The 26,515-nt window shown below is 32.0% G+C and carries 27 protein-coding genes; 16 read left to right on the plus strand and 11 right to left on the minus strand.

Annotated features, from left to right (window positions below; genetic code table 11):
* Positions 1 to 30: 30 nt before the first annotated feature.
* From AC3VI6_RS12155 to AC3VI6_RS12190, 8 genes are all read left to right on the plus strand, one after another.
* Positions 31 to 495 (plus strand): LEA type 2 family protein, encoded by a 465-nt coding sequence (locus AC3VI6_RS12155; protein ID WP_408035676.1) that lies wholly within the window; start codon positions 31 to 33, stop codon positions 493 to 495.
* Positions 496 to 499: 4 nt separating this feature from the next.
* The gene (gene ribD / locus AC3VI6_RS12160; protein ID WP_497706391.1) at positions 500 to 1,546 is read left to right on the plus strand and encodes a bifunctional diaminohydroxyphosphoribosylaminopyrimidine deaminase/5-amino-6-(5-phosphoribosylamino)uracil reductase RibD; all 1,047 of its coding nucleotides are present in this window, start codon (positions 500 to 502) and stop codon (positions 1,544 to 1,546) included.
* Positions 1,539 to 2,150 (plus strand): HAD family hydrolase, encoded by a 612-nt coding sequence (locus tag AC3VI6_RS12165; protein ID WP_497706392.1) that lies wholly within the window; start codon positions 1,539 to 1,541, stop codon positions 2,148 to 2,150. The genes ribD and AC3VI6_RS12165 overlap by 8 nt, the downstream gene beginning before the upstream one ends.
* Positions 2,147 to 3,010 carry an EamA family transporter gene (locus tag AC3VI6_RS12170; RefSeq protein ID WP_497706393.1) on the plus strand — a complete coding sequence of 288 codons (864 nt, stop codon included), beginning with the start codon at positions 2,147 to 2,149 and terminating at the stop codon, positions 3,008 to 3,010. Before AC3VI6_RS12165 ends, AC3VI6_RS12170 begins: the two co-directional genes overlap by 4 nt.
* Positions 3,010 to 3,624 carry an IMPACT family protein gene (locus tag AC3VI6_RS12175; protein ID WP_497706394.1) on the plus strand — a complete coding sequence of 205 codons (615 nt, stop codon included), beginning with the start codon at positions 3,010 to 3,012 and terminating at the stop codon, positions 3,622 to 3,624. The genes AC3VI6_RS12170 and AC3VI6_RS12175 overlap by 1 nt, the downstream gene beginning before the upstream one ends.
* Positions 3,625 to 3,711: 87 nt before the next feature.
* Complete coding sequence (locus tag AC3VI6_RS12180; protein ID WP_497706395.1) at positions 3,712 to 4,077, plus strand: hypothetical protein; 366 nt, start codon at positions 3,712 to 3,714, stop codon at positions 4,075 to 4,077.
* 64 nt (positions 4,078 to 4,141) lie between these two features.
* The gene (locus AC3VI6_RS12185; protein ID WP_497706396.1) at positions 4,142 to 5,185 is read left to right on the plus strand and encodes an OmpA family protein; all 1,044 of its coding nucleotides are present in this window, start codon (positions 4,142 to 4,144) and stop codon (positions 5,183 to 5,185) included.
* 76 nt (positions 5,186 to 5,261) lie between these two features.
* Positions 5,262 to 6,533 (plus strand): metallophosphoesterase, encoded by a 1,272-nt coding sequence (locus AC3VI6_RS12190; protein WP_497706397.1) that lies wholly within the window; start codon positions 5,262 to 5,264, stop codon positions 6,531 to 6,533.
* Positions 6,534 to 6,550: 17 nt separating this feature from the next.
* On the opposite strand, the gene cysM is transcribed toward AC3VI6_RS12190, so the two are convergent.
* Positions 6,551 to 7,426, minus strand: a complete 876-nt coding sequence (cysM, locus tag AC3VI6_RS12195; protein WP_497706398.1) for a cysteine synthase CysM — start codon at positions 7,424 to 7,426, stop codon at positions 6,551 to 6,553.
* 282 nt (positions 7,427 to 7,708) lie between these two features.
* Between cysM and rpsA the strand changes: the two genes are divergently transcribed.
* From rpsA to AC3VI6_RS12220, 5 genes are all read left to right on the plus strand, one after another.
* On the plus strand, positions 7,709 to 9,460 hold the full coding sequence (gene rpsA, locus AC3VI6_RS12200; protein ID WP_299001783.1) for a 30S ribosomal protein S1: 1,752 nt from the start codon (positions 7,709 to 7,711) through the stop codon (positions 9,458 to 9,460).
* A 132-nt stretch (positions 9,461 to 9,592) separates the two neighbouring features.
* Positions 9,593 to 10,987, plus strand: coding sequence for a phosphoglucosamine mutase (gene glmM, locus AC3VI6_RS12205; protein WP_497706399.1), 1,395 nt, complete (start codon positions 9,593 to 9,595; stop codon positions 10,985 to 10,987).
* A gap of 123 nt (positions 10,988 to 11,110) precedes the next feature.
* Entirely contained in the window at positions 11,111 to 12,577 is a 1,467-nt protein-coding gene (locus AC3VI6_RS12210; RefSeq protein WP_497706400.1) for an aminotransferase class V-fold PLP-dependent enzyme, read from the plus strand.
* A gap of 1 nt (position 12,578) precedes the next feature.
* Positions 12,579 to 13,634: a M14 family zinc carboxypeptidase gene (locus AC3VI6_RS12215; RefSeq protein ID WP_497706401.1), complete on the plus strand. Its 1,056-nt coding sequence runs from the start codon at positions 12,579 to 12,581 to the stop codon at positions 13,632 to 13,634.
* Between the two features lie 81 nt (positions 13,635 to 13,715).
* Positions 13,716 to 14,195: an Lrp/AsnC family transcriptional regulator gene (locus tag AC3VI6_RS12220; protein WP_274633680.1), complete on the plus strand. Its 480-nt coding sequence runs from the start codon at positions 13,716 to 13,718 to the stop codon at positions 14,193 to 14,195.
* Positions 14,196 to 14,252: 57 nt separating this feature from the next.
* Here AC3VI6_RS12220 and AC3VI6_RS12225 read toward each other — a convergent pair whose 3' ends face one another.
* A complete protein-coding gene (locus AC3VI6_RS12225) occupies positions 14,253 to 14,942 on the minus strand; it encodes a pseudouridine synthase (protein ID WP_497706402.1) in 690 nt (229 codons plus the stop codon).
* A gap of 4 nt (positions 14,943 to 14,946) precedes the next feature.
* Positions 14,947 to 16,224, minus strand: coding sequence for a multidrug effflux MFS transporter (locus AC3VI6_RS12230; protein WP_497706403.1), 1,278 nt, complete (start codon positions 16,222 to 16,224; stop codon positions 14,947 to 14,949).
* A gap of 469 nt (positions 16,225 to 16,693) precedes the next feature.
* Here AC3VI6_RS12230 and AC3VI6_RS12235 point away from each other — a divergent pair, with 469 nt between their 5' ends.
* Positions 16,694 to 16,840, plus strand: coding sequence for a hypothetical protein (locus tag AC3VI6_RS12235; RefSeq protein ID WP_497706404.1), 147 nt, complete (start codon positions 16,694 to 16,696; stop codon positions 16,838 to 16,840).
* A gap of 41 nt (positions 16,841 to 16,881) precedes the next feature.
* Here AC3VI6_RS12235 and AC3VI6_RS12240 read toward each other — a convergent pair whose 3' ends face one another.
* The 6 genes from AC3VI6_RS12240 to AC3VI6_RS12265 all read right to left on the minus strand — a co-directional run bounded on the left by AC3VI6_RS12240 (position 16,882) and on the right by AC3VI6_RS12265 (position 20,532).
* Entirely contained in the window at positions 16,882 to 17,199 is a 318-nt protein-coding gene (locus AC3VI6_RS12240) for a GNAT family N-acetyltransferase (RefSeq protein WP_497706405.1), read from the minus strand.
* Between the two features lie 106 nt (positions 17,200 to 17,305).
* Positions 17,306 to 18,178 carry a pirin family protein gene (locus AC3VI6_RS12245; protein WP_497706406.1) on the minus strand — a complete coding sequence of 291 codons (873 nt, stop codon included), beginning with the start codon at positions 18,176 to 18,178 and terminating at the stop codon, positions 17,306 to 17,308.
* Between the two features lie 15 nt (positions 18,179 to 18,193).
* Positions 18,194 to 18,538 (minus strand): hypothetical protein, encoded by a 345-nt coding sequence (locus tag AC3VI6_RS12250; protein WP_299001969.1) that lies wholly within the window; start codon positions 18,536 to 18,538, stop codon positions 18,194 to 18,196.
* A gap of 167 nt (positions 18,539 to 18,705) precedes the next feature.
* Complete coding sequence (locus AC3VI6_RS12255) at positions 18,706 to 19,305, minus strand: Crp/Fnr family transcriptional regulator (RefSeq protein WP_299001967.1); 600 nt, start codon at positions 19,303 to 19,305, stop codon at positions 18,706 to 18,708.
* A 41-nt stretch (positions 19,306 to 19,346) separates the two neighbouring features.
* Positions 19,347 to 19,901: a DUF4251 domain-containing protein gene (locus AC3VI6_RS12260; protein WP_497706407.1), complete on the minus strand. Its 555-nt coding sequence runs from the start codon at positions 19,899 to 19,901 to the stop codon at positions 19,347 to 19,349.
* A 64-nt stretch (positions 19,902 to 19,965) separates the two neighbouring features.
* Entirely contained in the window at positions 19,966 to 20,532 is a 567-nt protein-coding gene (locus AC3VI6_RS12265; protein WP_497706408.1) for a 1-acyl-sn-glycerol-3-phosphate acyltransferase, read from the minus strand.
* A gap of 106 nt (positions 20,533 to 20,638) precedes the next feature.
* Here AC3VI6_RS12265 and AC3VI6_RS12270 point away from each other — a divergent pair, with 106 nt between their 5' ends.
* The gene (locus tag AC3VI6_RS12270; RefSeq protein WP_497706409.1) at positions 20,639 to 22,018 is read left to right on the plus strand and encodes a DNA recombination protein RmuC; all 1,380 of its coding nucleotides are present in this window, start codon (positions 20,639 to 20,641) and stop codon (positions 22,016 to 22,018) included.
* 67 nt (positions 22,019 to 22,085) lie between these two features.
* Here the strand turns inward: AC3VI6_RS12270 and glyA are convergent, their stop codons facing one another.
* Positions 22,086 to 23,360, minus strand: coding sequence for a serine hydroxymethyltransferase (gene glyA / locus AC3VI6_RS12275; RefSeq protein WP_497706410.1), 1,275 nt, complete (start codon positions 23,358 to 23,360; stop codon positions 22,086 to 22,088).
* A gap of 166 nt (positions 23,361 to 23,526) precedes the next feature.
* Here glyA and fahA point away from each other — a divergent pair, with 166 nt between their 5' ends.
* Positions 23,527 to 24,804 carry a fumarylacetoacetase gene (fahA, locus tag AC3VI6_RS12280; RefSeq protein WP_435254821.1) on the plus strand — a complete coding sequence of 426 codons (1,278 nt, stop codon included), beginning with the start codon at positions 23,527 to 23,529 and terminating at the stop codon, positions 24,802 to 24,804.
* 131 nt (positions 24,805 to 24,935) lie between these two features.
* On the opposite strand, the gene AC3VI6_RS12285 is transcribed toward fahA, so the two are convergent.
* Positions 24,936 to 26,492 (minus strand): DEAD/DEAH box helicase, encoded by a 1,557-nt coding sequence (locus tag AC3VI6_RS12285; protein WP_435254820.1) that lies wholly within the window; start codon positions 26,490 to 26,492, stop codon positions 24,936 to 24,938.
* Between the last annotated feature and the right edge of the window lie 23 nt (positions 26,493 to 26,515).

The following is a 26,515-nucleotide window of genomic DNA, read 5'->3' on the forward strand; positions in this document are numbered from 1 at the left end:
AGCAAAGTACCCAAAAAAACACGAGTTTTCATGAAGAAAATCATATATTTTTTACCTTTTTTACTTTTTGTAGTAAGTTGTTCTGTAAAACAAAAACCTATCTTCTTAAAAGTTGATGATATAAAACTACTATCGGCTACTACCGATACTATTAGAGTAGGGGCAAATGCATATTTTAAAAACCCTAATGATATTGGTGGTAAAATTGCTACTGATGAAATTAAAGTTTTAGTAAATCAGGTTCAAGTTGCTCAGGTATCTTCAGAAGAATTTAAAGTTCCTGCTCGTAAAGAATTTTCTATTCCTTTAAAAGTAGTGATTCCTGCCAAAAAAGTTTTTGAGAATAATAAAAACGGAGTTTTAGGTGGACTTCTTTCTTCTTTACTAAACCAAAGTTTAAAAGTTCAATTTAAAGGAGATTTAAAATATAAAGTGTTAGGTTTTTCGCATGTATACCCAATTGATCAAATTGAAGATGTAAAAATAAAATTATAACAATTTGAATCACGAAACATATATACAACGTTGCTTACAATTAGCTAAAAATGGTATTGGCACAACACGTCCAAATCCATCTGTTGGCGCTGTAATTGTTCATGAGAATAAAATTATAGGAGAAGGATTTACCTCGCCTTATGGTGGGCCTCATGCAGAAGTCAATGCTATTCGTTCTGTACAAAATCAAGAATTATTAAAAGAAGCTACTATTTATGTTACACTAGAACCTTGCTCTCATCACGGAAAAACACCACCATGTGCTGATTTAATCATAGAAAAAGGAATTCCGAATATAGTAATCGGTAGCGTAGACACCAATAGTTTAGTAGCAGGAAAAGGTATTGAACGGTTAAAAAAAGCAGGAAGAAATGTAACAGTTGGTGTTTGTGAAAAAGCTTGTAAAGAACATCATAAACGTTTTTTTACGGTTCAAAACAAAAAGCGTCCGTATATTATCTTAAAATGGGCAGAAACCAAGGACGGATTTATAGCTCCTTTGACCAAAGATGAGCAAAAACCTGTGTGGATTTCAAACGCTTATTCTCAACAGTTAGTTCATAAATGGCGAAGTGAAGAGCATGCCATTTTAGTAGGAACCAATACGGTGATAGCTGATAATCCATCATTAACTGTTCGTAGTTGGTCAGGAAATAACCCTGTGAGAATTGTTATTGATAAAAACTTACGAATTCCTTCAGAAGCAACTATTTTAAATGGAGAAGTTAAAACGATTGTTCTTGTTGATAGAGAGATAAGAGAAACGAGAAACGAGAAACAAGAAGTTTTTTACGAAGAAATAGACTTTTCTTCTCAAGTAGCGGAGGAAATTTGCGATGTATTGCATAAACATCAAATACAATCGGTAATTATTGAAGGAGGTGCGCAAACCTTGCAAACATTTATCGAAGCCAATTTATGGGATGAAGCTAGAGTGTTTATCGGTGATGTAAACTTTGGAGCAGGAGTTAAGCATCCTGTTTTCAATGCAAAACTTTCTTCCGAAGAAAAAATAACTAACGACATATTAAGAATATATAAGAATGATTAAAAACATCATTTTTGATTTTGGTGATGTATTCATCAATTTAGATAAAGAAGCAACATACAAAGAACTGGCAAAGCTTGGAGTTACTGAGATAAGTGAAGAAATGATGCAACAATACTATCAGTATGAAATGGGATTAATTTCTACGGATGATTTTATTGATTTTTTCTACAATAAATTTAATATTCCTAAAGAAAAACTAATCTACTCTTGGAATGCTATTTTGTTAGATTTTCCAAAGCATCGTTTAGATTTTTTAAAGAAACTTGCTGCAACGAATAATTATCGATTGTTTTTATTAAGTAACACGAACGATATGCATATTTCTTGGATTCAAAACGACTGGGGAGAAGAGCTTTATAATGAATTTAAAAGTTATTTTGAACAGTTTTACTTATCGCACGAAATCAATCTAAGAAAACCAAATACTAACATTTTTGAGTTTGTTTTAAACGAAAATAATTTACAGGCTTCTGAAACTATTTTTATAGACGATACCCAAGAAAACACCAAGGCTGCACAACAGTTAGGTATTCATGTATGGAATAATTGTCCGAAAACGGAAGATGTGGTAGATTTACTAAAAAGAAAGGAGTTTATAGCATGATATTCTTAATTTTCAGTGTTTTTATAACAAGTTTACTCTTTGTAATCTTTAAATTGTTTGATGTTTACAAAGTAAATACATTTCAAGCCATTGTTTTAAACTATGCGGTAGCATTGTGTTTCGGCTTTGTGCATTCAGAAATTTCACTTTCTGTAACACAAATACCACAACAACCTTGGTTTTTAGGAGCTACCATCTTAGGTTTCTTATTTATTACCGTATTTCTTGTAATGGGAATCACAGCTCAAAAAAATGGACTCTCTGTTGCTTCTGTGGCTGGAAAAATGTCGGTCGTAATTCCTGTTGTTTTAGGAATTTTTCTATACAATGAAAGTATTGGTTTTATAAAAATTATCGGGATTATACTTGCGCTGGTAGCAGTGTATTTATCTTCAGCAAAAAGTGATATTGCTCCTGTAAAATTTAAAAACTTATTGTTTCCTATGTTACTCTTTTTAGGGTCTGGAAGTATTGATACTTTATTGAAGTATACAGAGGACACCTATGTTTCTAAAGCAGCTGTACCTATGTTTTTATCTACCATTTTTGGTTGCGCCTTACTTTTTGGAATCTTCTTTAGTTTACTACAATTTTTCAACAAGAAGGTTAAGTTAGAGTGGAAAACACTTATTGGAGGAATTGCTTTAGGAGTTCCAAATTATTATTCGATGGAATTTTTACTAAAAGCATTACAAACAGAAGGACTTGAAAGCGCTACTATTTTTACGATCAACAATGTTTCGGTAGTCGTTTTAACTACGGTATTTGCTTTGTTATTTTTTAAAGAAAAGCTCGTTAAAAAGAATTGGATTGGTATTGGACTTGCCATAATTAGTATTTTATTAGTAGTTTCGGCGTGATGAATGAGATAAAAGACACTTATAAAACCATTACAAAACCTTCTGAAGAAACCTTGTTTAAAGACCGAAACAGTAAGTTTTTCGGCTATGCGTTTCCTGTTTTTTCTGAAGAGGATATTAAAGAACGATTAGAAGAACTTCGCAAACAGCACCATACAGCACGTCATCATTGTTATGCATGGCAATTAGGTACAGAAAACACTCGTTTTAGAGCCAATGACGATGGTGAACCTAGCAACTCTGCAGGACAACCAATTTACGGACAAATACAAGCCTTTGAGGTTACCAATATCTTAATTGTTTCAGTACGTTATTTCGGTGGAACCAAATTAGGAGTAGGAGGGTTGATTAATGCCTATCGTAGTTCTGCACAATTGGCTTTAGAAGCTTCTGAAATTGTAGAAAAAACGATTGATGTTCATTACAAGCTCACTTTTGGCTACGATATGATGAATAAAGTGCAACGTATTATTAAAGAACGAAACTTAGATATTATCAATCAAAAACTTGAGTTAGACTGCGAATACACGATTTCTGTACGTAAAAAAGAAGCAGAAAGTATTTTTGAAGTTTTTGATAATTTGTTTAAGGTGGAAATTAAGGAAGTGGAGTAGTCTATTTTTTAAGTAAAAGTATTTTACATTTTGATTTTAAGTAAATTAAAATTACTTTTACCTCAGGTTTAACTTAAAAATATGAAAATGAAAAAACTAACCTTTATTGTATGCCTATTCATGTCTTTTCAACTTTTTTCGCAAGTGCAAGCTGAAGCAACTAAAGAAAACATTTGCAAAGGAGCTGCTATTAGTGTCGTAGCACATGTAAAACCTTTTTTAGAAAATGGTATTCCTAAATCTGAGGTTTTACAAATGGGAAAAGAATTGGTAAAAGAAGTAATTAAAGATTCTCCTGAAAAAGCATATAACTTATTAAAAGCAAATAAATCAAGTGATGAAGTCATTGAAATATTGTACAATGATTTTATGAAGTTAGACGAAAAAACGGTGCTGCAATTTTTATTAAAGCCAGATAATGATGGTTTTGAAGATGAGGATGAGTATGAGTAAAATCAAACCACACTAAAAAACTTTCCGCAAAAACAATTAAAACTAAACCTAAAGCAAAATTAAAATGAAAAGAATTTGCACCTTAAGTTTATTTTCTGTACTTGCAATTTCAGCTTGCAAAAAAGATAAAGAAACTAAATCAGATCCAGTAGTAGAATCAACCCAAACAGAAGCAGCCGTTGTTGATGAAAACAAATCTACAGGAGTAAAAACTAACTTAGAAAATAATAAAGAATTTTCTTGGGATGCTATTCCAGAAGTAACTCAGGATATTGGAGCGTACCCATATATAACCTCTCCAAAAGGTATGATTGTAAATGAAGGTACAAGTAGTACCGAATCATACAATTTTCACAAACTTGAAATGTTTGATGGAAAATCTTTTTTTGATATAGAAGGACGAGTTGATAAAATGGGAATTATGATGGAAGGTGATGAGAAATGGAATCAGTACTATTTTGATAAAAGTGTAAAAGATTATCTCAATTCTATTGGAGCAAAACTTATTTTTGAAGGTAAAATTCCTAATGAGTTAATTAATCAAAAAGGAGAAACTGTAAATGATAGATATACGTATTTTAATGACTTTTATGTGGGAGATGTTGTAAATTATCCTATACGTATGTATGTATTAAAAACACCAAACAAAAAAATAGGAATTCAGGTCTATTCAGATGGTGTCAACGCACAAATTGGAGTAGTAGAGTCACAGGAATTTGAACAGACTATTGAAAAAATAACAGCAGATAAAATCCTAGATGAAATTAATGCTAAAGGTTTTGCTACTTTACATATTAATTTTGATACTGGTAAATCTAGAATTAAATCAGAGTCTTATGAAGTAGTGAGGGAAATTGTTAAAATGATGAAAGCTACTACTGATTTAAAAATTAGTGTAGAAGGTCATACTGATAACGTAGGTGATGAAGCATCAAATATGAAATTATCTAAAAATAGAGCTAAAGCAGTTGTAATGGCACTTGTAGATGAAGGTATTGATGAGTCTAGATTAAAAAGCGAAGGATTTGGACAAACCAAACCTGTTGGCGATAATACAACTGAAGAAGGAAAAGCTCAAAATAGAAGAGTTGAGTTAAGAAAAATCTAAAAACACATTTTATTTTAATTATAAGTGAGAGTTGTCATTATGATAACTCTTCATTTTTTAATAAAATATATTATAAATGAAAAAAATAAAATTTATTTTTAAATATGGTGTCATTATTAGTGTTGCATATTTTGTTCTAACTACTTTGTTTTTAGGATATCAAGAATCTAATTATGAAAAAGGTGTTCATAATTTTTATTGGTCAGGATTAAATGCTTTATGGAAATCTAATAAAGCTTTTGGCATCAAAATTAATGAGGTTATTACTACCAAATTTGATGGACTAGATGGACCATATGTGTTTTCTGATAATGTTTATTTTGTAAATGAAAATAATGAATTGATAAAGAGAAGACTAGATTCAAGTAAAACAATAAAAGTCGTAGTCTCTAATGACAAATTAAACGAATTTACGGTCAAAATAAAAGATAGTTTATTTCTTGAGAAAGAAATATATGAAGAATCACAAAAATTAATAGCTATATCTGATATTGAAGGGAATTTTGATGGATTCTTCAGTTTTTTATTTCACAATAATGTTATTGATCAAGATGCTAATTGGACTTTTGGAGATGGACATTTAGTGTTGAATGGTGATTTTTTTGATAGAGGTAGTCAAGTAACACAAGTTTTATGGTTGATTTATCATTTAGAGAATCAGGCAGAAAAACAAGGAGGTAAAGTTCATTTTATAATAGGAAATCATGAATTTATGAACTTATATGGATACGTAAAATATAATGACGCTAAATACATTCATGTTGCAAAACAAATAAGTAAATTAGGTTATTGGGATGAGTCGTTGAAATATCTATACTCAGAAAATTCTGAATTAGGTAAATGGTTACGTACAAAAAATATTGTTGAAAAAATAGGGAATGTTATTTTTGTTCACGGAGGATTAAATAAATTCCATTTAGAGGAAAAATATTCAATAAACGAATTAAATACCATTGCTAAGCAATATTATGGAGTTCAACAAACAAATGGTAACTTATTAAAAGAAAGAGACAGATTAGTGATTAGTGGCGTTGATAGTCCGTTTTGGGATAGAAGACTTAATTTAGATTTTAAACACAAAATGGCTTTAAGGGCAGAAGGAATAGATGCTGAACCTACTACACAACGAGAATTAAATGCAATTTTGACTTATTATAAAGCTTCAAAAATTGTTATTGGACACTCAATTGTAGAAGATATTTCTGCTGATTATGAAGAAAAAGTAATCAAAATAGATGTTAAGCATAGTAATCAGTACTATTCAGGAAATACCAAAGGAATTCTTATAGAAAATGACACTATATTTATAGTTGATGATAAAAGAAGAAAAAATATATTAATAAACTAAAATTAGTTTAATTTTTTTCAAATAAGGTCAGAGGAGAGGTAACGATCTCCTCTGTCACAAATAATACATACAATTACACTGCTATCCATTTTACTTACTAATTTTAAAGCTGCAGCAGTAGCTCCTCCGCTGCTCATACCTGCAAAAATCCCTTCTTCTTTTGCTGGCTTACTTGCCATGTCTATTGTTTCATCACTACTAACTTCAATGGTGTTATCTATTTTAGCTAGACTGAAAAACTTGGGTAAATATTCTTTATGCCATTTTCTTATACCTGGTATTTTAGAATTATCGGTAGGTTGAACACCAATAATTTGTATTTCATTGTTTTGTTCTTTTAAAAAAGTTGAAGTACCTATTATGGTTCCTGTGGTTCCCATAGCCGAAACAAAATGAGTTATTGAGCCTTTAGTGTCTCTCCAAATTTCAGGTCCGGTTGTTTTATAATGCACTTTCCAATTATCATCATTTGCAAATTGATTAAAGCTGTAGTAACCTTCATTTTCTACTTTATCTATAGTATAATCTCTAGCGCCTTCTATCCCGTCAGGGTGTAACGTAACTTTTGCGCCATAAGCTCTCATAGTTTGAACACGCTCTTTAGTGGCAGTTTTAGGCATCACTAATTCAATATCAAGTTTAAATAAACCTGCTATCATAGCTAATGCAATTCCAGTGTTACCACTAGTCGCCTCAATAAGTTTAGTTGATTGATTAATAGAGTTGGATTCCAAAGCACATTTAATCATGTTGTAAGCAGCTCTATCTTTTACACTTCCTCCAGGGTTGTTGCCTTCTAGTTTAAAATATAAATCAACATTCGGATTTGTATTTAATACCACTGATTTTACAAGAGGAGTATTTCCTATTTGATCAAGTAAAGTGTTGTTCATTTGTTTTACTTTTACTCTTTAAATTATTATCAACTTTAGTCTTATTAAAACAAATAAAAGAATTTTTAATTAAAAATAGTTTACATTCTTTTAGTAGTAGGTTTCTCTTAACCAACTAAAAACCAAAACTTTTAGGTTACTTCAAGAATTATTCGTAAATTTGCACGCCTTTTTACGAGTACAGATTTAAAAAAGGTTTAATTTTTTTTATAAAGTTTAATTTCTCTTGGCGTTAGCATCGTTAAAAATCTGGTTAACAAAAAGATACAAATTATTTTCAGAATGTCTGAAACAAAAGTAAACCCACAAGAATTTTTAGCTGACTTTGATTGGCACAAGTACGAACAAGGTATTGAAGCTGTAGATGAGGCTAAATTAAAAGAATTTGAAACTGCGTTAGAAGGAACTGTAGGTTTCGTTAACGAGCGTGACGTAATTGAAGGTGAAGTAGTACGTATTACTGATCGTGATGCTATTATCGACATCAACTCTAAATCAGAAGGAGTAATTTCGTTAAACGAGTTCCGTTATAACCCAAATTTAGCAGTGGGTGACAAAGTAGAAGTATTAGTTGACAAAAGAGAAGATTCATCTGGTCAATTAGTATTATCTCACAAAAAAGCACGTGTAATCAAAGCTTGGGATCGTGTTAACAACGCACACGAAACTGGTGAAATCGTTAACGGTTTTGTTAAGTGTAGAACTCGTGGAGGTATGATCGTTGACGTATTTGGTATTGAAGCTTTCTTACCAGGTTCTCAAATCGATGTGAAGCCTATCCGTGACTACGATCAATACGTAGAGAAAACTATGGAATTCAAAGTTGTTAAAATCAACCACGAATTTAAGAACGTAGTAGTATCTCACAAAGCGTTAATCGAAGCTGATTTAGAAGATCAAAAACGTGAAATTATCGGTCAATTAGAAAAAGGACAAGTATTAGAAGGAGTTGTTAAAAACGTAACTTCTTACGGTGTATTTGTTGACTTAGGAGGTGTTGACGGATTAATTCACATTACTGATTTATCTTGGTCTCGTATCAACCACCCGAATGAAGTTGTTGAATTAGATCAAAAATTAAACGTTGTAATCTTAGACTTTGATGATAACAAGTCTAGAATTCAATTAGGTTTAAAACAATTATCTGCTCACCCATGGGAAGCTTTAAACTCTGACTTAAAAGTTGGTGATAAAGTAAAAGGTAAAGTAGTTGTTTTAGCTGATTATGGTGCATTTGTAGAGGTTGAAGAAGGAGTAGAAGGATTAATCCACGTTTCTGAAATGTCATGGTCAACTCACTTACGTTCTGCGCAAGATTTCGTAAAAGTTGGTGATGAAGTAGAAGCTCAAATCTTAACATTAGACCGCGAAGAGCGTAAAATGTCTTTAGGTATGAAGCAATTACACCCAGATCCATGGACTGATATTACTACTAAGTACCCAGTTGGTTCTACACACACTGGTACTGTACGTAACTACACTAACTTTGGTGTGTTCGTTGAGTTAGAAGAAGGTATCGACGGATTAGTATATATCTCTGATTTATCTTGGACTAAGAAAATTAAGCACCCATCAGATTTCGTAACTGTTGGTGATCAATTAGAAGTACAAGTATTAGAATTAGATGTAGAAAACCGTAAGTTAAACTTAGGTCACAAGCAAACTCAAGATAACCCTTGGGATGCTCATGAAGCTACGTATGCTATCGGGTCTATGCACGAAGGTACTATTAAAGAGAAAAATGATAAAGGTGCAACAGTAGTATTTGCTGACGGAATTGAAGCTTTCGCTCCAACTCGTTTCTTAGAAAAAGAAGACGGTAGCAAATTAGCTAAAGGTGATGTTGCTCAGTTCCAAGTAACTGAATTCAGTAAAGAGTACCGTAGAATCGTTGCTTCTCACACTTCTATCTTTAGAGAAGAAGAACAAAAGAACATTAAAGCTGCTGCTGCTAAAGCTCAAGAAGTAGAAAAAACTACTTTAGGAGATATCGGTGGATTAGCTGAGTTAAAGAAGAAAATGGAAGGAAAATAATCCTAACAACTTCTTAAAAATTATAAAACCGTTAAGCTGTAAAGTTTAGCGGTTTTTTTAGTTTCTTATCCTGCAGAATCCAAAATCATAACTTGTAAATCAATATATTTGCTCATCAATAAAAAAATTAACATGACACTTATTAAATCTATATCAGGTATTAGAGGTACCATAGGCGGAAATACAGGTGATAATTTAACTCCGATTGATGCGGTAAAATTCGCGGCAGCTTACGGAACATTCATAAAAAAGAAAAACGCAGGAAAAGAAAAAATTACCATTATTATTGGTAGAGATGCTCGTATTTCGGGTAAAATGATAAGCAACTTAGTAGCCAATACTTTAGTTGGTTTAGGAATAGATGTTATCGATTTAGGGTTATCAACTACACCTACGGTGGAAGTTGCAGTTCCTTTAGAAAAAGCTGATGGAGGTATTATTTTAACTGCTTCTCACAACCCAAAACAGTGGAATGCGTTAAAATTATTGAATGAGAAAGGAGAGTTCTTAAATGGAAAAGACGGTGCAGAGATTTTAAAGATTGCTGAAAACGATGCTACTATTCAGTTTGCTGAAGTAGACGATTTAGGATCATACAGAAAAAAGAAAAACTACATTAAAAAGCACATTAAAGAAGTTTTAAAACTTGATTTAGTTGATACAAAAGCCATCAAAAAAGCGAAATTCAAAGTAGTTGTAGATGGAGTTAATTCTACAGGAGGAATCGCAATTCCTGCTTTATTAAAAGAATTAGGTGTAAAGTGTATTGAATTGTACTGTGAGCCTAACGGACACTTTCCACATAACCCAGAACCTTTAAAAGAGCATTTAACCGATATTTCTGAATTGGTAGTAAAGAAAAAAGCTGATTTAGGTATTGTGGTGGATCCAGATGTTGATCGTTTAGCGTTAATTTCTGAAGATGGTTCTATGTTCGGTGAAGAATATACCTTAGTTGCTTGTGCCGATTATGTTTTAGGTCAATTAGGTGGTGGTAATACAGTTTCTAACCTATCATCTTCAAGAGCATTACGTGATGTTACCGAAAAACATGGCGGAACTTACACTGCAAGTGCAGTAGGAGAGGTGAACGTAGTACAAATGATGAAAGATACCAACACTGTTATTGGAGGAGAAGGTAATGGTGGAATTATTTATCCTGAGTCTCATTACGGTCGTGACTCATTAGTTGGTGTAGCGTTATTTTTATCACATTTAGCACATAAAAAAATGTCTTGTAAAGAGCTAAGAGATTCATATCCTAGTTATTTTATGAGTAAGAATAAAATCCTGTTAACACCACAAATTGATGTTGACAAGATTTTAGAAACGATGGCTAGTAAATATAAAAACGAAGATGTTAATACAATTGATGGTGTAAAAATTGATTTTGCTGAAGAGTGGGTACACTTACGTAAGTCAAATACCGAGCCTATCATCAGAATTTATACAGAAAGCACTAGTCAGGAAAATGCAGATGCTTTAGCTGAAAGATTTATCACTGAAATAAAAGAAATTATAGCGTAAAGACCGTAAAAATTACGAGCTTCTAACAAAATGTTATAAATACGTTAATATTCTAATTATTTTAGGCTACCTAGTGGCATACGAGTAATTTTATCACCACAACAAACAACACAGATTATAATTATGGATTTAGAACAGTATTTTGATAAGTTCAGAAGAAATATTGTAGGAATTGACCAAACTTTTCAAACACCTTATGGCGAAAAGAAAATGGTATATACTGATTGGACTGCTAGTGGAAGATTATACAGACCTATCGAAGAGCAATTGTTGCATAAATTCGGTCCTTTTGTAGCCAATACACATACAGAAACGTCTACATCAGGAGCAGCTATGACACTTGCGTATCATGAAGCTCGTAATATTATAAAACGTCATGTAAATGCTTCTGCAGATGACGTGTTAATTACCGAAGGTTCTGGTATGACAGGAGTTGTAAATAAATTCCAACGTATTTTAGGACTCAAAGTATCTGAAAATCTAAAGGAAAATACTCAAGTTCCTGATGAAAAAAGACCTATTGTTTTTGTTAGCCATATGGAACATCATTCAAACCAAACTTCTTGGATTGAAACTATAGCTGACGTTGTAGTTGTACCATGTAACGAAGAAGGTTTAGTGTGTTTAGATAAGTTTGAAGAAACGATTAAACAATATTTAGATAGACCTATCAAAATTGCGTCAATTGTAGGTGGATCTAATGTTACAGGAATCAAAACTGACTACCATAAAGTAGCCTCTCTAATTCACAGATATGGTGGCTTATGCTTTGTTGATTTTGCTTGTTCTGCACCGTATGTAGACATTGATATGCATCCAGAAAATGAAGAAGAGTATTTAGATGCTATTTTCTTTTCTCCACATAAGTTTTTAGGAGGTCCAGGTACATCGGGAGTATTGATTTTCAATAAGAAATTATATAAAAATATGGTTCCTGATAACCCAGGTGGAGGAACTGTGAGTTATACAAATCCATGGGGACAACACGATTATTTTGATGATGTTGAAACTCGTGAAGATGGAGGTACACCAGCTTTTTTACAAACGATAAAAATAGCATTGTGTATTCAGGTAAAAAATCAAATGGGTACCGATAAAATTAAAGAACGTGAGGATGAAATTAATCCGATCATTTTTAATTGTCTAGAAAATCTAGAGGGAGTTCAAATTTTGGCTCCAAACCATAAAGATCGCTTAAGTATTTTTTCTTTTTACTTTGAAAAATACCATTTTAACTTAGTAGTTAAATTATTAAACGATCGTTTCGGTATTCAAACCAGAGGAGGTTGTTCTTGTGCTGGAACTTACGGACACTTTTTATTAAATGTAGATCAAACCAGATCAAATGAAATAAAAGGACAAATTTTAGGAGGTTGTAGTACAGAAAAACCAGGTTGGGTACGTTTATCGGTTCACCCAACTATTACAAATGAAGAAGTACAATTTGTTTGTGATTCGTTAAAATCGTTAGCTGAAAATATTGAAGAATGGTCAAAAGACTATGAGTACGATATGGGCAAAAACGATTATGTACATAAAACTGTTGAACCTATTGAAAAACGGCTAGTAGCTGATTGGTTTTCGTTATAATATGACACACATTAGTAGCTCTTTTTTAGAAGAAAACTATTTAAAAATTAAAGAAGACTCTATATCTGGAAGGTGGATTACCCTAACAGATATAGAGCCTTTGTATTTTGACTTACAAAATTCTAAAATTGAAACAAAAATAATTGGTGAATCAGAGCAGCAGAGAGCTATTTATCAGTTGAAATTTGGAACAGGAGAAAAGAGAATTCTTATTTGGAGCCAGATGCACGGTAATGAAAGTACCGGAACCAAAGCTGTTTTCGATTTTTTAAACTTTATTCAGCGTTTTCCAGACCATGAAATTACTAAGGCAATTGTAAACAATTGTAGTATTACCATCGTTCCTATGTTAAATCCTGATGGAGCACAAGCCTATACACGTGTTAATGCTAATAATATTGATTTAAATAGAGACGCTGTTGAGTTACAAGCGAAAGAAAGTAAGTTATTACGTAAAATTTTAGAAGAAGTTAATCCGCAGTTTTGCTTTAATTTACATGATCAAAGAACCATTTTTGGAGTAGAAGGTACTACCAATACCGCTACGATATCTTTTTTGGCTCCTTCTGAAGAAGAAACACGTAAAATTACTGAAGGCAGAAAAAAAACTATGAATGTTATTGTAGCAATGAATAAATTGTTGCAAGAAATTATACCAAATCATATTGGTCGTTATACGGATGAATTTTACCCAACCGCTACAGGAGATAATTTTCAAAAGTTAGGACACAATACAATATTAATTGAAGCAGGACATTTTCCTGATGATTATGATAGGGAAGAGGTTAGAAAGTATAATTTCTATGCATTATTACAAGGAATTTACCATATTTCAATAAATAACGACTTTAGTTCTTATCAAGATTATTTAGCTATTCCTAACAATATCAAGAATTTCTACGACGTAATTTATCGCTCAAAAAATAATGAAAAAGATGTTGCTTTTCAGTATGTAGAAACTATAGAAAATGGTAAATTTGCACTGGTTCTAACAAAAGAAAAAGAAGGAAATTTATCTTCATATTTAGCTCATAAAGAATTCACAAAAAATAGTTAAAAATTTATTTTTCCTTAAACAAAACTTAAGTTTTTTATAAAAAATCTATATTTTAGCAATATTACTTGAAGAAAACAAAAAATGAAGAAGTTCATACTAGATGAAATCGATCATCAAATTTTAGACATTTTAATTGAAAACGCTCGTACACCTTTTACAGACATTGCAAAAAAGTTGTTAGTATCTGCTGGTACTATCCATGTACGTGTAAAAAAGATGGAAGATGAAGGTATTATTCAAGGGTCAACATTAACCTTGAATTATGAAAAAATGGGATACTCGTTTATTGCCCATGTAGGAGTTTTCTTAGATAAAACATCTATGACTCAACATGTACTAGACAATTTACGTTTAATATCTAACGTTACAGTTGCTTATGTAACAGCAGGAAAGTATAATATTTTCTGTAAAGTTCGTGCTAAAAATACTGCAGACGCAAAAGATATTATTTATAGAATAGATGATATTCACGGAGTAAATAGAACTGAAACTATGATAGCGCTTGAAGAAAGTATTAACGATAAAAAACGTTTAATGCACGCTATTTTCCAAGATATTTAATTTGAAAAGTATTTTTCACAAAAAGGGTTACGAATTTCGTAACCCTTTTTTTATTTTTTACCAACCAAATCTTTCAAAGACTGTATTCCAATCTTGTGGTAATTCAGCTATGATTTCTAGTTTTTCATTTGAATAGGGATGAATAAATTCTAAAGAACGCGCATGCAAAAAGAGATTTTCACAATTAAAATTTTCAAGAAACATCATATTATGATTTTTATCTCCATACTTAGGATCTCCAATTAACGGGTGACTAATTTTATTCATGTGAATACGCAGCTGATGTAATCTACCCGTTTTAGGCATTAATTTCACCAAACTATACCTTGAAGTATCGTACGGTTTCACAGGAATATCAACAGTAACTGTTTTTAACGTTTCTAAATGAGTTTCTGCATCTTTATGCACATTTGCATCTCTTCCTTTTACTGGCGAATCGATAATTTTTGTTTCAGAAGCATGTCCTCTTACAATTCCGTAGTATGTTTTTTGAATTTGATTATTCGTAAACAATTCTTGAAACTTAGCAACATACTCACTTTTTTTAGCTAACAATAGTATTCCTGATGTTTTTCTATCAAGACGATGTATAGGATACATTTTTTCACCACATTGCTCTTGTAATAACTGCAATAATGAAGCTTCATCAGCTACATTTCTAGAGTGATGAGCATGGTGTACAACCACATTATTAGGTTTTGATGCACACACTATATAATCGTCTTCGTAAAGAATTGATACATTCATAATATTAATTTTCCTGTTTAAGTTTTGTTAGGTTTACTAGCGCTAAAGATAAAGCGCCGCAAATAAAAAATCCGATAAAAAGTGGAAGGGTAGTGGTACTAACAAATCTACCTATTACCGTTGCAATTGGCACTGCCATAATCGTTGATACAAATCCGTTAATAGCAGCCCCAATGCCCGCAATATGCCCAACAGGTTGCATTGCTAAAGCACGTAGGTTCCCGAATAAAAATCCGATAGAAAAGAACTGTAACGCAAAGAACACCAATAAAATTGTTATGCTAGGATTCTCTTTTTGGTAAAATAATGCCACATAAATTAAAGGTACTAAGGTAAATATGATTAAGAAGAACGACACCAATTTGTGCATTCCGAATTTCATTACAAATGAACCGTTTAAAAATGTAGCAAATCCAACAGAAATAGCCAACCCAGCAAAAATGAACGGAAACTCATCTACTAATAAATACTGCTCTTGAAAGATTTGTTGAGAAGCACTTAGATAAACCATAAAGGATCCTGTTATAAAACCGGAAATTATGGTAAACACAGTTGCTTGTTTGTATTTTATAAATTCTTTTAATCCGTCTGAAAATAAACCAAAAGAGAATTTAATTCTATTTTCTTCTTTAAGTGTTTCTGGTTGACGTTTCCATAACCAAAACATAACTAAAACTCCAAAAATTAACTGACTATAAAAAATAGATTTCCATCCGTAAGCATCGAGCATAATTTTTCCCAGGGCAGGAGCCACTACAGGAACTAAAATGAAAATAACAACAATAAATGACATAATTTTTGCCATATAATTACCACTAAAACTATCGCGAACCATCGCAATACTTATAGTTCTTGGTGCAGAAAGTCCTATTCCTTGTAAAATTCTTCCAACAACCATCATTTCTAAACTTGTTGCACTAACGCAAATAAAACTAGCGATTACAAAAAGTACAAATCCACCGTAAATAACTGGTTTTCTTCCTAAAGTATCAGAAATTGGTCCTGAAATTAACTGACCAAACCCTAGTCCTAAAAAAATCATTGTTACTAACAACTGACTATCGTTGGAAGATTCTTGAACATTAATACTAATACCTATGTGTTCTAAAGCGGGTAGTAATGCGTCTATTGATAGTGCTACAAGCGACATTAAAGACGCCATTAGAGCGATAAACTCTAACTTTGATTGATTATTTTCTTGCATTAAGCAAAAGTACTGCCTTTGTTTTTGTTTAAAGTTAAAATTGTATAAAAAAAGGCTGTAAAAACAGCCTTTAAACAAACAATATCACGACTTTCAAAGTCTAATTAAATTTTGACGCTGTTAGGAATAAATTGTAGTGAAACAAAAAAATGTATAGGTTGAAGGGGTCTTTCCTAAACAGCGTCTAATATTATAAATACATCTTACATAACATAAAACAGGAATCTTTTAATAAAGCCTACTTTTTTTGTTAAAAAAAACTATTTTTTTTATCTTTTCTGAAAGTAGACAAACGATGAACAAAAATTATATAATTAAATAAAGAGGTTTTTCAGCTATTTTTCTTCTTTAAACAACTACTATTTAACATAATATTAATTATAGAACAAATATAGATAATTGATTTTGTAAGTTATAATTCTATACTATTATGTGAAATATCCTATAACCTTTATTCATTCTTTACAATATTTTAGTACTTGGATCATTAAAAATTCAAATACACGATTCTATCAGCTAAACAATAGATTGCTTTTATAAAATCAAAATGCTTATCTTTTCGGTATTAAATCAATCGCCTTCAGCTATTAAACTACGTTTGTATCAAACACTTTCTAACATTGCTGTAGAGAAAAATACAACAATTTTATTCCCTTTCCCTGAGGAAGTATTACCTAAAAAGAACTCTAAATAAACCTTACAAAATGCAACTCTACTTCTCTTCTATTTCATTCTTTACAATTTATCATAACCATTAAAACGTTTATCTACAATACGCTTCCATTCTGGATGTTTTTTTATGTAAGTGAATACATAAGGACAAAATGGTAACAATGAATTATGGTGTTCTTCAAGATAGTTCAACGCTTTTTCTACCAAAGCTGCAGCAACACCTTTACCTCCTATTATTTCTGGCACTTCGGTATGTACCAAAGCTATTTGGCTATGTGTTTCTTTATAATCTATAAAAGCAATGATTCCTTCAACTTCTATCTCAAAACGATGTTCCTTTTCGTTTTTTACAAGCGGTATGTTTAGAAATTCTTCTTTCATTTTATAAATAGGTTTTATAAGGCTGCTAGAAACTTCTAAACAGACCTCTTTTATTGTAAATTTAAAAAGCAACTCGTTGAATTTGAGTTGCTTTTTAAATGTAGAGTTAATCTTCTAAATATCCAAACTTTCCTGTGTTGAAGTCCTGAAATGCTTCCACCAATTCCTCTTGAGTATTCATTACAAAAGGACCATAAGCTGCAATAGGCTCATTTAGCGGTTCACCACTTAATACTAAAACAACAGTGTCTTCTAGAGCTTCTAGTGTAAAAGTATCTCCATCATTTGCAAACAAAGCAAAGTGATCTTGCAAAACATTTTCCGTTTCATTTACCTTTACACTTCCTTCTACAGCTAAAATTGAAGTAGTATAATGCGCAGGAAATGTTAATTGTGTTTTTGCTCCTTTTTTTAATCGTACATTAAACATGTTTACTGGAGAAAATGTTGAAGCTGGCCCTTTATTACCCTCATATTCACCTGCTATTACCTCTACTTCTCCTTCATTATTTGGTAAATGAACTTTAGCCATTTCAGTATTTGCAATTGCTTGATATTTTGGCGGACTCATTTTATCCTTTGCAGGAAGATTTACCCACAATTGTACCATTTGAAACTCTCCTCCTGTTTTGCTCCATTCAGTTTCATGAAACTCTTTATGTAAAACTCCAGAAGCTGCTGTCATCCATTGTACATCACCTTCACCAATAATTCCCCCTCCTCCTGCACTATCTCCATGCTCTACACGTCCTTTATAGGCAATCGTTACCGTTTCAAAACCTCTATGCGGATGTACTCCTACGCCTTTAGGTTTATCTGTTGGAGGAAAATTATATTTTGAATTATAATCTAACATAATAAACGGATCCATACACTGCATACTTGAGCTTCCTGGAATAAAATTATGTACTCTAAATCCGTCTCCTACAAAATGTGGCGTTCCTGGCTTTACGACTCTTTCTATACTTCTTGTTTTCATCTTTCTATCCTTTTATTAATTTAAACTACATGCTAGTTTTATTTCAAATGAATTATCTAAATAATTACGTTGTGCTCCTGGTTTGTTTTTAGACCAATATGCTTTTTTTACATTTTCTGAAAGTGTTGTTTCTTCTTTATAAGTAACTACAATCGCTTCAGGAAATAGTACTGTAATTATTTTCTTTAATTTATTTCTATCTATTTCATTTATTTCTTCTGAAATAGCTAGCACACTATACGGTTGTTGATGTAATTTTTCAATGGCTGTTTCGACATTACTAACAGTTGAAACTTGCCAGTTTAAAATTTTAGGCATTGTTGTACTTTCTGTTACAACTAATGTTTTTAAATGTCTCATAATAAATCCTTTTTTACCCATTAAATGGGATTAATTATTCGATGATTAACATCGAAATGAATTCAGTTTATTTTTTCTGAAATATTAAGTGAGTTGACCTCTACTTTTTATTTACTGTAAAATTACTGCAACAAAAAAGGATATGCATTGACCTATGGTAAGAAGTGTTATTTGTGTGGTTTGAAGTTTTCTTCTGCAAGTGCTTTACGAACTCGACTTAAGCTTTCTGGGGTAATTCCTAAGTAAGAAGCAATCATCCATTGAGGTACCCGAAGCATAATATCGGGGTACATACTCACAAAATCTAAGTAACGACTTTTTGCTGACACCCCTAATAACTGACTGATACGTTTATATAAATGTCGAATATGATTTTGTAATAACTGCTCGTTTTTTTCTCTAAAATCAGTGTTTATTTTTGATATTTCATTTATAAAATGCTCGTCGAACATCACAACCAGTGTATCTTCAACAGCATCAATAAAATACGTAGAAGGTTCTTGAAAAAAAACACTCCCTCTGTCGCTTACTATCCATCCTTCTGTAGCAAATTGTAAAATATTTTCTTTTCCCTCTTCATTTAGCGCATACATACGTAACAAACCTTGTTCTACAAAAAAGAAATGCGAACAAATTGCTCCTTGCTTTAATAAGAAGTCGTTTTTAGAAACCTTTTTTGTTTGAATATATGATTGTATTGAGGCATAATCTTTTTCAGATAATCCTCCTTTTTCAATAAAATGTTTCTTTAAGTTGGGTAACTCCATACATCTAATATATGCTATCAAGAATATTTACACAACTGTGTTTATTCTTTTGGAGTTTTGTTAACTACCCTACCACGATAATTTATAGACTTTTTTTGATTACTCATAACATAAATAGAAGTAGATAAACTAGGATATACTCTAACTATTACATTGTAATTTTCGGTAATATTATTTTTATCTTTTATTTTGAAGTTAATTTTATAACTATTCTCTTTGGCTTCAGTTATCGTTAAGTTTTCTGGCTCTCCTTCAAACACAATTCCAATATCTGTACCACCGTAAGATCCATCTGCTTGACGTTCTCCAAAATAAGGTAAATAGGCTGAAACAGTATCTCCTTTCATTTTAAAGAAATTAGCGTTTCCTATTAAATTTATATTTCCTGCACTACTCCCATTAGGTAACATTCCTGCATTAGCTATTTGTGTCATCGCAAGCGTAGCTTGAGGCTCTGCCCATTCAGATTCTATCTCGAAAATTTTACTTTCAATAAGAGCTTTTAAATTATCTATTTCTGCTTGAGTTGCTGTTCTTGAAGAGGCGCAACTAAACAGTATAAAAACTACACCTACTAAAATGCTATACCTTTTCATATTATATAGATTTTAAAACCTATACAAGATACTCAAATCTGAGGAAATTTTCAAGAATACTAAACTATTTAACGTTTGTTTTACTCTTTTCTGGTACGTAAAACAATTCGGGTTTTGCTCCTTTTATATCTCTGTAAAAATCATAAATATGATTCATATCAAAATTCATATCCTCAGTTAAGTAATATGGAGGAGCTACTATAATTTGTTTATTTTCAAAATCGAAAGCAAACATTACTACTGGTACATTGGCTCCTTTAGCAATATAATAAAAACCTGTTTTCCATTCTGTTATTTTCGCTCGAGTTCCTTCAGGAGATAATGCTAAACGAAATTCATCGTGTTCGTTAAACAAATTCACAATAGCTTCTACCTTATTGGTGCTTTTACTTCTATCAACTGGTGAACCCCCTAACGCTCTAAAAATAAACCCGAATGGCGGTTTGAATAAGGAAGCCTTTCCTATAAAATTGATTTTAACGCCATAAGTGTTTCTTGCTAAAATAGCAATAGGAAAATCTTTCCAACTCGTATGCGGTGCTCCTATAACCACATACTTTTTTAAATCTCTAGGAAAATCTCCTACCAACTTCCAGCCTAAAACTTTGTGAAATATAAATTTAGATATCATTCTAACAGTTATAAGGGTCAATGATACGGTTTTCCTTATAAAAATCAAATAAATTTAACCTATCTTGTCCTATATTTGTTCATTCAATAAACTTTTAAACAACCTAATGAATACCACTCTTTTACTGATTTTAATTGCTATTAGTACCCTTGTTATTGGGTTTATTATTGGAAATCTGCTTTCTAAATTAAAGTTTAAACAACAAACTACCGATTTAGAAAAAGAGATTGCTTCGTTACAAAACAATCAGGCCAATTTTGAGGTTCAAAAAAGAGAAAAGGAAGTCCTTTTTTCTCAACAAAAAGAAGATTTTTTAAAACGATTAGATGAAAAAACTAAAGAAAATGGTGAATTACGTCGTGAAAAGGAATTTTCTTCTAATGAATTGGCTAGAAAAAATGAAGAATTAAAAAATTTACAGCTAAAACTAAATGAGAATAAAGAAGAAGTAGAAAAGCTACAAGATAAATTCACCAAAGAGTTTGAAAACTTAGCTAACAAGATTTTAGATGAAAAATCGAATAAGTTTACAGAACAAAATAAAAAGAACATTAAGGATATTTTAAATCCGCTTCAAGAAAAAATACAAACCTTTGAAAAGAAGGTTGAAGACACTCAAAAAGAGAGCATTTCGATGCATTCTGCTTTAAAAGAACAGTTATTAGGTTTAAAAGAATTAAATGCTCAAATGAGTAAAGAAACGATTAACCTTACCAAAGCTTTAAAAGGAGATAGTAAAACTCAAGGAAACTGGGGCGAATTGGTTTTAGAACGTGTTTTAGAAAAATCTGGTTTAGAAAAAGAGCGTGAGTATTTTGTTCAACAATCTTTTGTTAACGAAGAAGGTAAACGTATTATGCCCGATGTGGTAATTCATTTACCAGACAACAAAAAAATGGTTGTCGATTCTAAAGTATCATTAACTGCTTACGAGCAATTTATTAATACTGAAGATGATATAGAAAAAGAACGCTTTTTAAAAGAACATGTAAATTCATTAAAACGTCACGTAGAGCAACTTTCAGAAAAGAAATATGAAGACATCTACAAAATAGAATCCCCTGATTTTGTGTTGCTTTTCGTGCCTATTGAACCTGCTTTTGCAGTAGCTTTAAATGAAGACAACACCTTATATAATAAAGCTTTTGAAAGAAATATTGTGATTGTTACTCCAACCACGTTATTAGCTACGTTACGTACTATTGATACGATGTGGAATAACGAGAAACAACAACGTAATGCTTTAGAAATAGCACGTCAAGCAGGTGCTTTATACGATAAATTTCAAGGGCTATTAATCGATTTAGTGAACATTGGTAAGAAAATAGATGGCACAAAAGCCGATTATTCCGCTGCTATGAATAAACTCGTAGAAGGTCGTGGAAACTTAATTACAAGTGTAGAAAAACTCAAAAAAATGGGAGCCAAAGCTAAAAAAGCACTTCCAGAAAAAATTCTTGAACGAGCTCAAGATAATGACGAATAAAAAAAGGTCGCTCTAAAATATTTTAGAGCGACCTTTTTATTTATACCTTATTCGAAGGCATCGCCTTCTACATGATAAACAAACGTCTGTGGTGCATTAAATCAAATACCTTCTCTCCTACGGCTTCTAATACCTCTTCGTTGTCAGCATTCATTAAAGCTTCATCAATTAAGTCTACAACAACTTCCATGTCTGCTTCTTTTAAACCACGAGTGGTAACAGCAGCAGTACCTACACGGATACCAGAAGTTACGAATGGAGACTCCGTGTCAAAAGGAACCATGTTTTTATTTACCGTAATCTCCGCTTTTCCTAATGCTTCTTCGGCAGCTTTTCCTGTAATATTTTTGTTACGTAAATCGATTAACATACAGTGGTTATCTGTACCTCCAGAAATAATTTCATATCCTTTTGCTACAAATGCTTTCGCCATTGCTTGCGCATTTTCTTTTACTTGAATTTGGTAATCTAAGAACTCATCTGTTAATGCTTCACCAAAAGCAACCGCTTTAGCAGCAATAACATGCTCTAATGGTTCACCTTGATTTCCTGGGAAAACCGCAGAATTAATCAATGTTGACATTTTCTTTAATTTTCCAGATTTTAATTTTTCTCCAAATGGATTTTCAAAATCCTTTCCAATCATAATCATACCTCCACGTGGTTCACGTAACGTTTTGTGAGTTGTCGTAGTAACGATATGACAATGTGGTAATGGGTCTGATAAAATTCCTTTAGCAATTAACCCTGCTGGGTGCGAAATATCAGCCATTAAAATAGCTCCTACGCTATCAGCAATCTCTCTAAACTTCTTAAAATCGATATCACGAGAATATGCCGAAGCTCCTGCAATGATTAATTTAGGTTTATGTTCTTTAGCTTGTTGCTCTAAGTGGTTATAGTCAATATAGCCAGTTTCTTTATCAACTCCATAAAATACTGGGTTGTATAATTTACCAGAAAAGTTTACTGGCGAACCGTGAGTTAAGTGACCTCCGTGAGATAAATCAAATCCTAAAATAGTATCTCCTGGTTGTAAACATGCAGCAAAAACGGCTGTGTTTGCTTGACTTCCTGAGTGAGGTTGTACGTTTACATACTCAGCACCGAAAAGTTCTTTAGCTCTATCAATAGCAATTTGCTCTACGATATCTACTACTTCACATCCACCGTAATAACGTTTTTGTGGATATCCTTCAGCATATTTATTTGTTAAAACCGATCCTTGAGCTTCCATTACTTGTTCGCTTACAAAATTTTCAGAAGCAATCAACTCTAATCCGTTTAGCTGACGCTCTTTTTCTTCTTGAATTAAATCAAATATTTGATGATCTTTTTGCATGTTGTGTGTTGTTACATAAAGAGCCAAAAGTACTAATTTTATTCTTCAATTTTTACAGATTTTACAAGAAGTGTTTCTAAATATACTTTCACATTTTTTTTACTCATCTTTTTGGGGTAAATTGAAAAAAATATGTAGGTTTGATGAAAATATAACAAAACGATAAATGGAAATAACTGCTAATAATCCGAATAGAAAATCTTGGTTAACTGTGGCTGAAGACTCAGATTTTCCTATTCAAAACATACCTTTTGGGGTTTTTCTAACTAAAGATGATATTATAACTATTGGTACTAGAATTGGTGATTACGCTATTGATTTAGGTGCCTTACACCAATTAGGGTACTTTGACGGAATCCCATTAACAGATGACATTTTTTTACAAGATACTTTAAACGATTTTATTGCTGATGGACGCAAAACTTGGCGTTTAGTTCGTAATAGAATTGCAGATGTTTTTGATGTTAAAAACAGTGCTCTACGTGATAATGCTGAGCATAAAGACAAAATCATCTTTAGAATGGATGAAGTTGAAATGCAACTTCCGGTAGCTGTAGGTGATTATACTGACTTTTATGCAAGTAAAGAACATGCCACTAACGTAGGAAGCCTATTTAGAGATCCTGAAAACGCTTTATTACCAAACTGGTTACAAATTCCTATTGGTTACCACGGAAGAAGTTCTTCAATCGTACCATCAGGAACTCCAATTCGTCGTCCTGTAGGGCAACAACGTCCTAACGAAGGAGAAACTACGCCTAACTTTGGACCTTCAAAATTATTAGATTTTGAATTAGAAATGGCCTTTATTACAACAGTAGCAAATGACTTAGGAGACAGAATTCCTATTGAAGAAGCAGAGGAATATATCTTTGGATTGGTATTATTTAATGACTGGTCTGCTCGTGATATTCAAGCTTGGGAATATGTGCCTTTAGGGCCTTTCTTAGGAAAAAACTTTGCATCAACAATTTCTCCTTGGATAGTTACTTTAGATGCTTTAGAGCCTTTTAGAGTAGACAATCCTAAACAAGTATTTGAACCATTACCTTACTTAAAAAAGGAAGGAAAAGACAGTTACGATATTAATTTACAAATGGCTATTCAACCAGAAGGAAAAGAAGAGACTGTTGTTTGTAACTCTAATTTCAAGTACATGTATTGGACAATGGTACAACAATTGGCGCATCACACGGTAAACGGATGTCCTGTAAATGCTGGAGATATGATGGGTAGTGGTACTATTTCTGGTCCAACACAAGATAGTTTTGGTTCTATGTTAGAATTAACTTGGAGAGGTCAAAACCCTATTAAAATGAATGATGGTAGCGAGCGTAAATTCATCAATGATAATGACACTGTGATTATGCGTGGATATTGTAAAAATGATAAAGTTCGTATAGGTTTTGGTGAATGTTCTGGTAAAGTTTTACCTGCAAAATAACCAGCCAAAAAGTATAGAAAGCAAAAAATCCGATTCTTTTTAAAGAGTCGGATTTTTTTGTTGGATTCTTGGATTGTTAGATTATTAGAAAATTTAATTTTTCACTTTTAGTTTTTCACTTTCTAACATCCCTACTCCTCTTCTGGTGGTGGATGACCATGGATTTGCTCGTATACCTCGTCAAAATTACCACGTAAATACGTGTTTAATTTTTTTCGGTAATCATCTTGTAACCAATCAATAAAGTTATGAGTACTTTTAGAAATACATTTTGAATATCTGTAAATTCTATCATCAATATCTCCTCCTAACATTTTAGCTAGTATCAAAGCATCAAAAACATCTTCACTGTTTTCAACACACATTTTAGCATGATGTTCAATAGATTTTTCTAGTACTCTTTTAGAAGATTCACCTCCTTGTATCGTGTCTCTATATACTTTTTTAACATCAAAGTATAAATCTTCAGAATTAGCAAACTCAGCTTTTACCTCTTCTGGAAGTTCATATCTAAAATCACTTTCTATCTCTTCATCAGATAATAAATTATCTAAATAGAAGTTAGGCGCTCTAAACATTTTTTGCCAATCTAAATCTGCTCCCCAAGGACCGAAACGGTGGAAGTTGTTTCCTAAGTCAATTACATTAAAATCAGATTTACCTTTTAACACACGCGAACCACGACCAATCATCTGATAATAAAGTGTTAACGATTTTGTAGCTCTGTTTAAAATGATTGACTTAACTGATGGCTCATCAAACCCTGTTGTTAAAATACTTACTGAAGTAATTATCGCATTTGGTGTTTTATGGAACCATTTTAATATTAAATCACGTTCTTTCTTAGTATTTGTATTATCTAAATGCGCAATAGGATATCCTGCTCTTTTAAACGTATCAAATACGTGTAAAGAAGTATTAATACCATTGTTAAAAATCAACGTTTTAGTTCCTTTTGCACGCTCTTCATAAGCTTGTAATAACTTAGAAAGCATGTCGGTGTTGGTATATAAATCTTCAGATGATTTTACGGTATAATCTCCGTTTGCTCCTACTTCTAAAGAAGTTAATCCAACGTTGTAAGAAAAAACATTTGCTTTTGCTAAGTATTCATTTTCTATTAAAGAACCTATACTCTCCCCTACAATCAACTCATCATAATTATCTTTCATAGGAAGTTTAATATTAGAACTCAAAGGAGTCGCTGTAACACCTAAAATGAAAGACTTTTCAAAAAACTTGAATAATTTAGTAAATGAATTGTAGTGCGCCTCATCAATAATTACCAATCCAACATCAGAAATATCTAACATATCGTCGTTTAAACGATTGTTTAATGTTTCTACCATCGCCACAAAGCAATCATATTTGTCTTGATCTTCTAAGCTTGCTTTACTATCTATAATTTTATTCTCAACACCAAATTCAGTAAGCACTTTTGCAGTTTGCTTACATAACTCAATTCGGTGGGTCATTATCAATACTTTCTTTTGATGGTGTTTTAAATATTGACGTGTAATTTCAGAGAAAATAACTGTTTTACCACCTCCTGTTGGAAGCTGATATAACAAGTGGTAATTCTCTGGAGCATCTTCAAAACTTTTAAAAATTTTGTTTAATGCTTCTTTTTGATAATAGTATAAATTTTTTCCTTTCTTTGGTTGTGAAGTTGCTGTTTCGTTACTCAAATCTCTATAATTTTGAAATATGC

It is taken from the genome of Tenacibaculum sp. TB-56 (assembly GCF_059716275.2).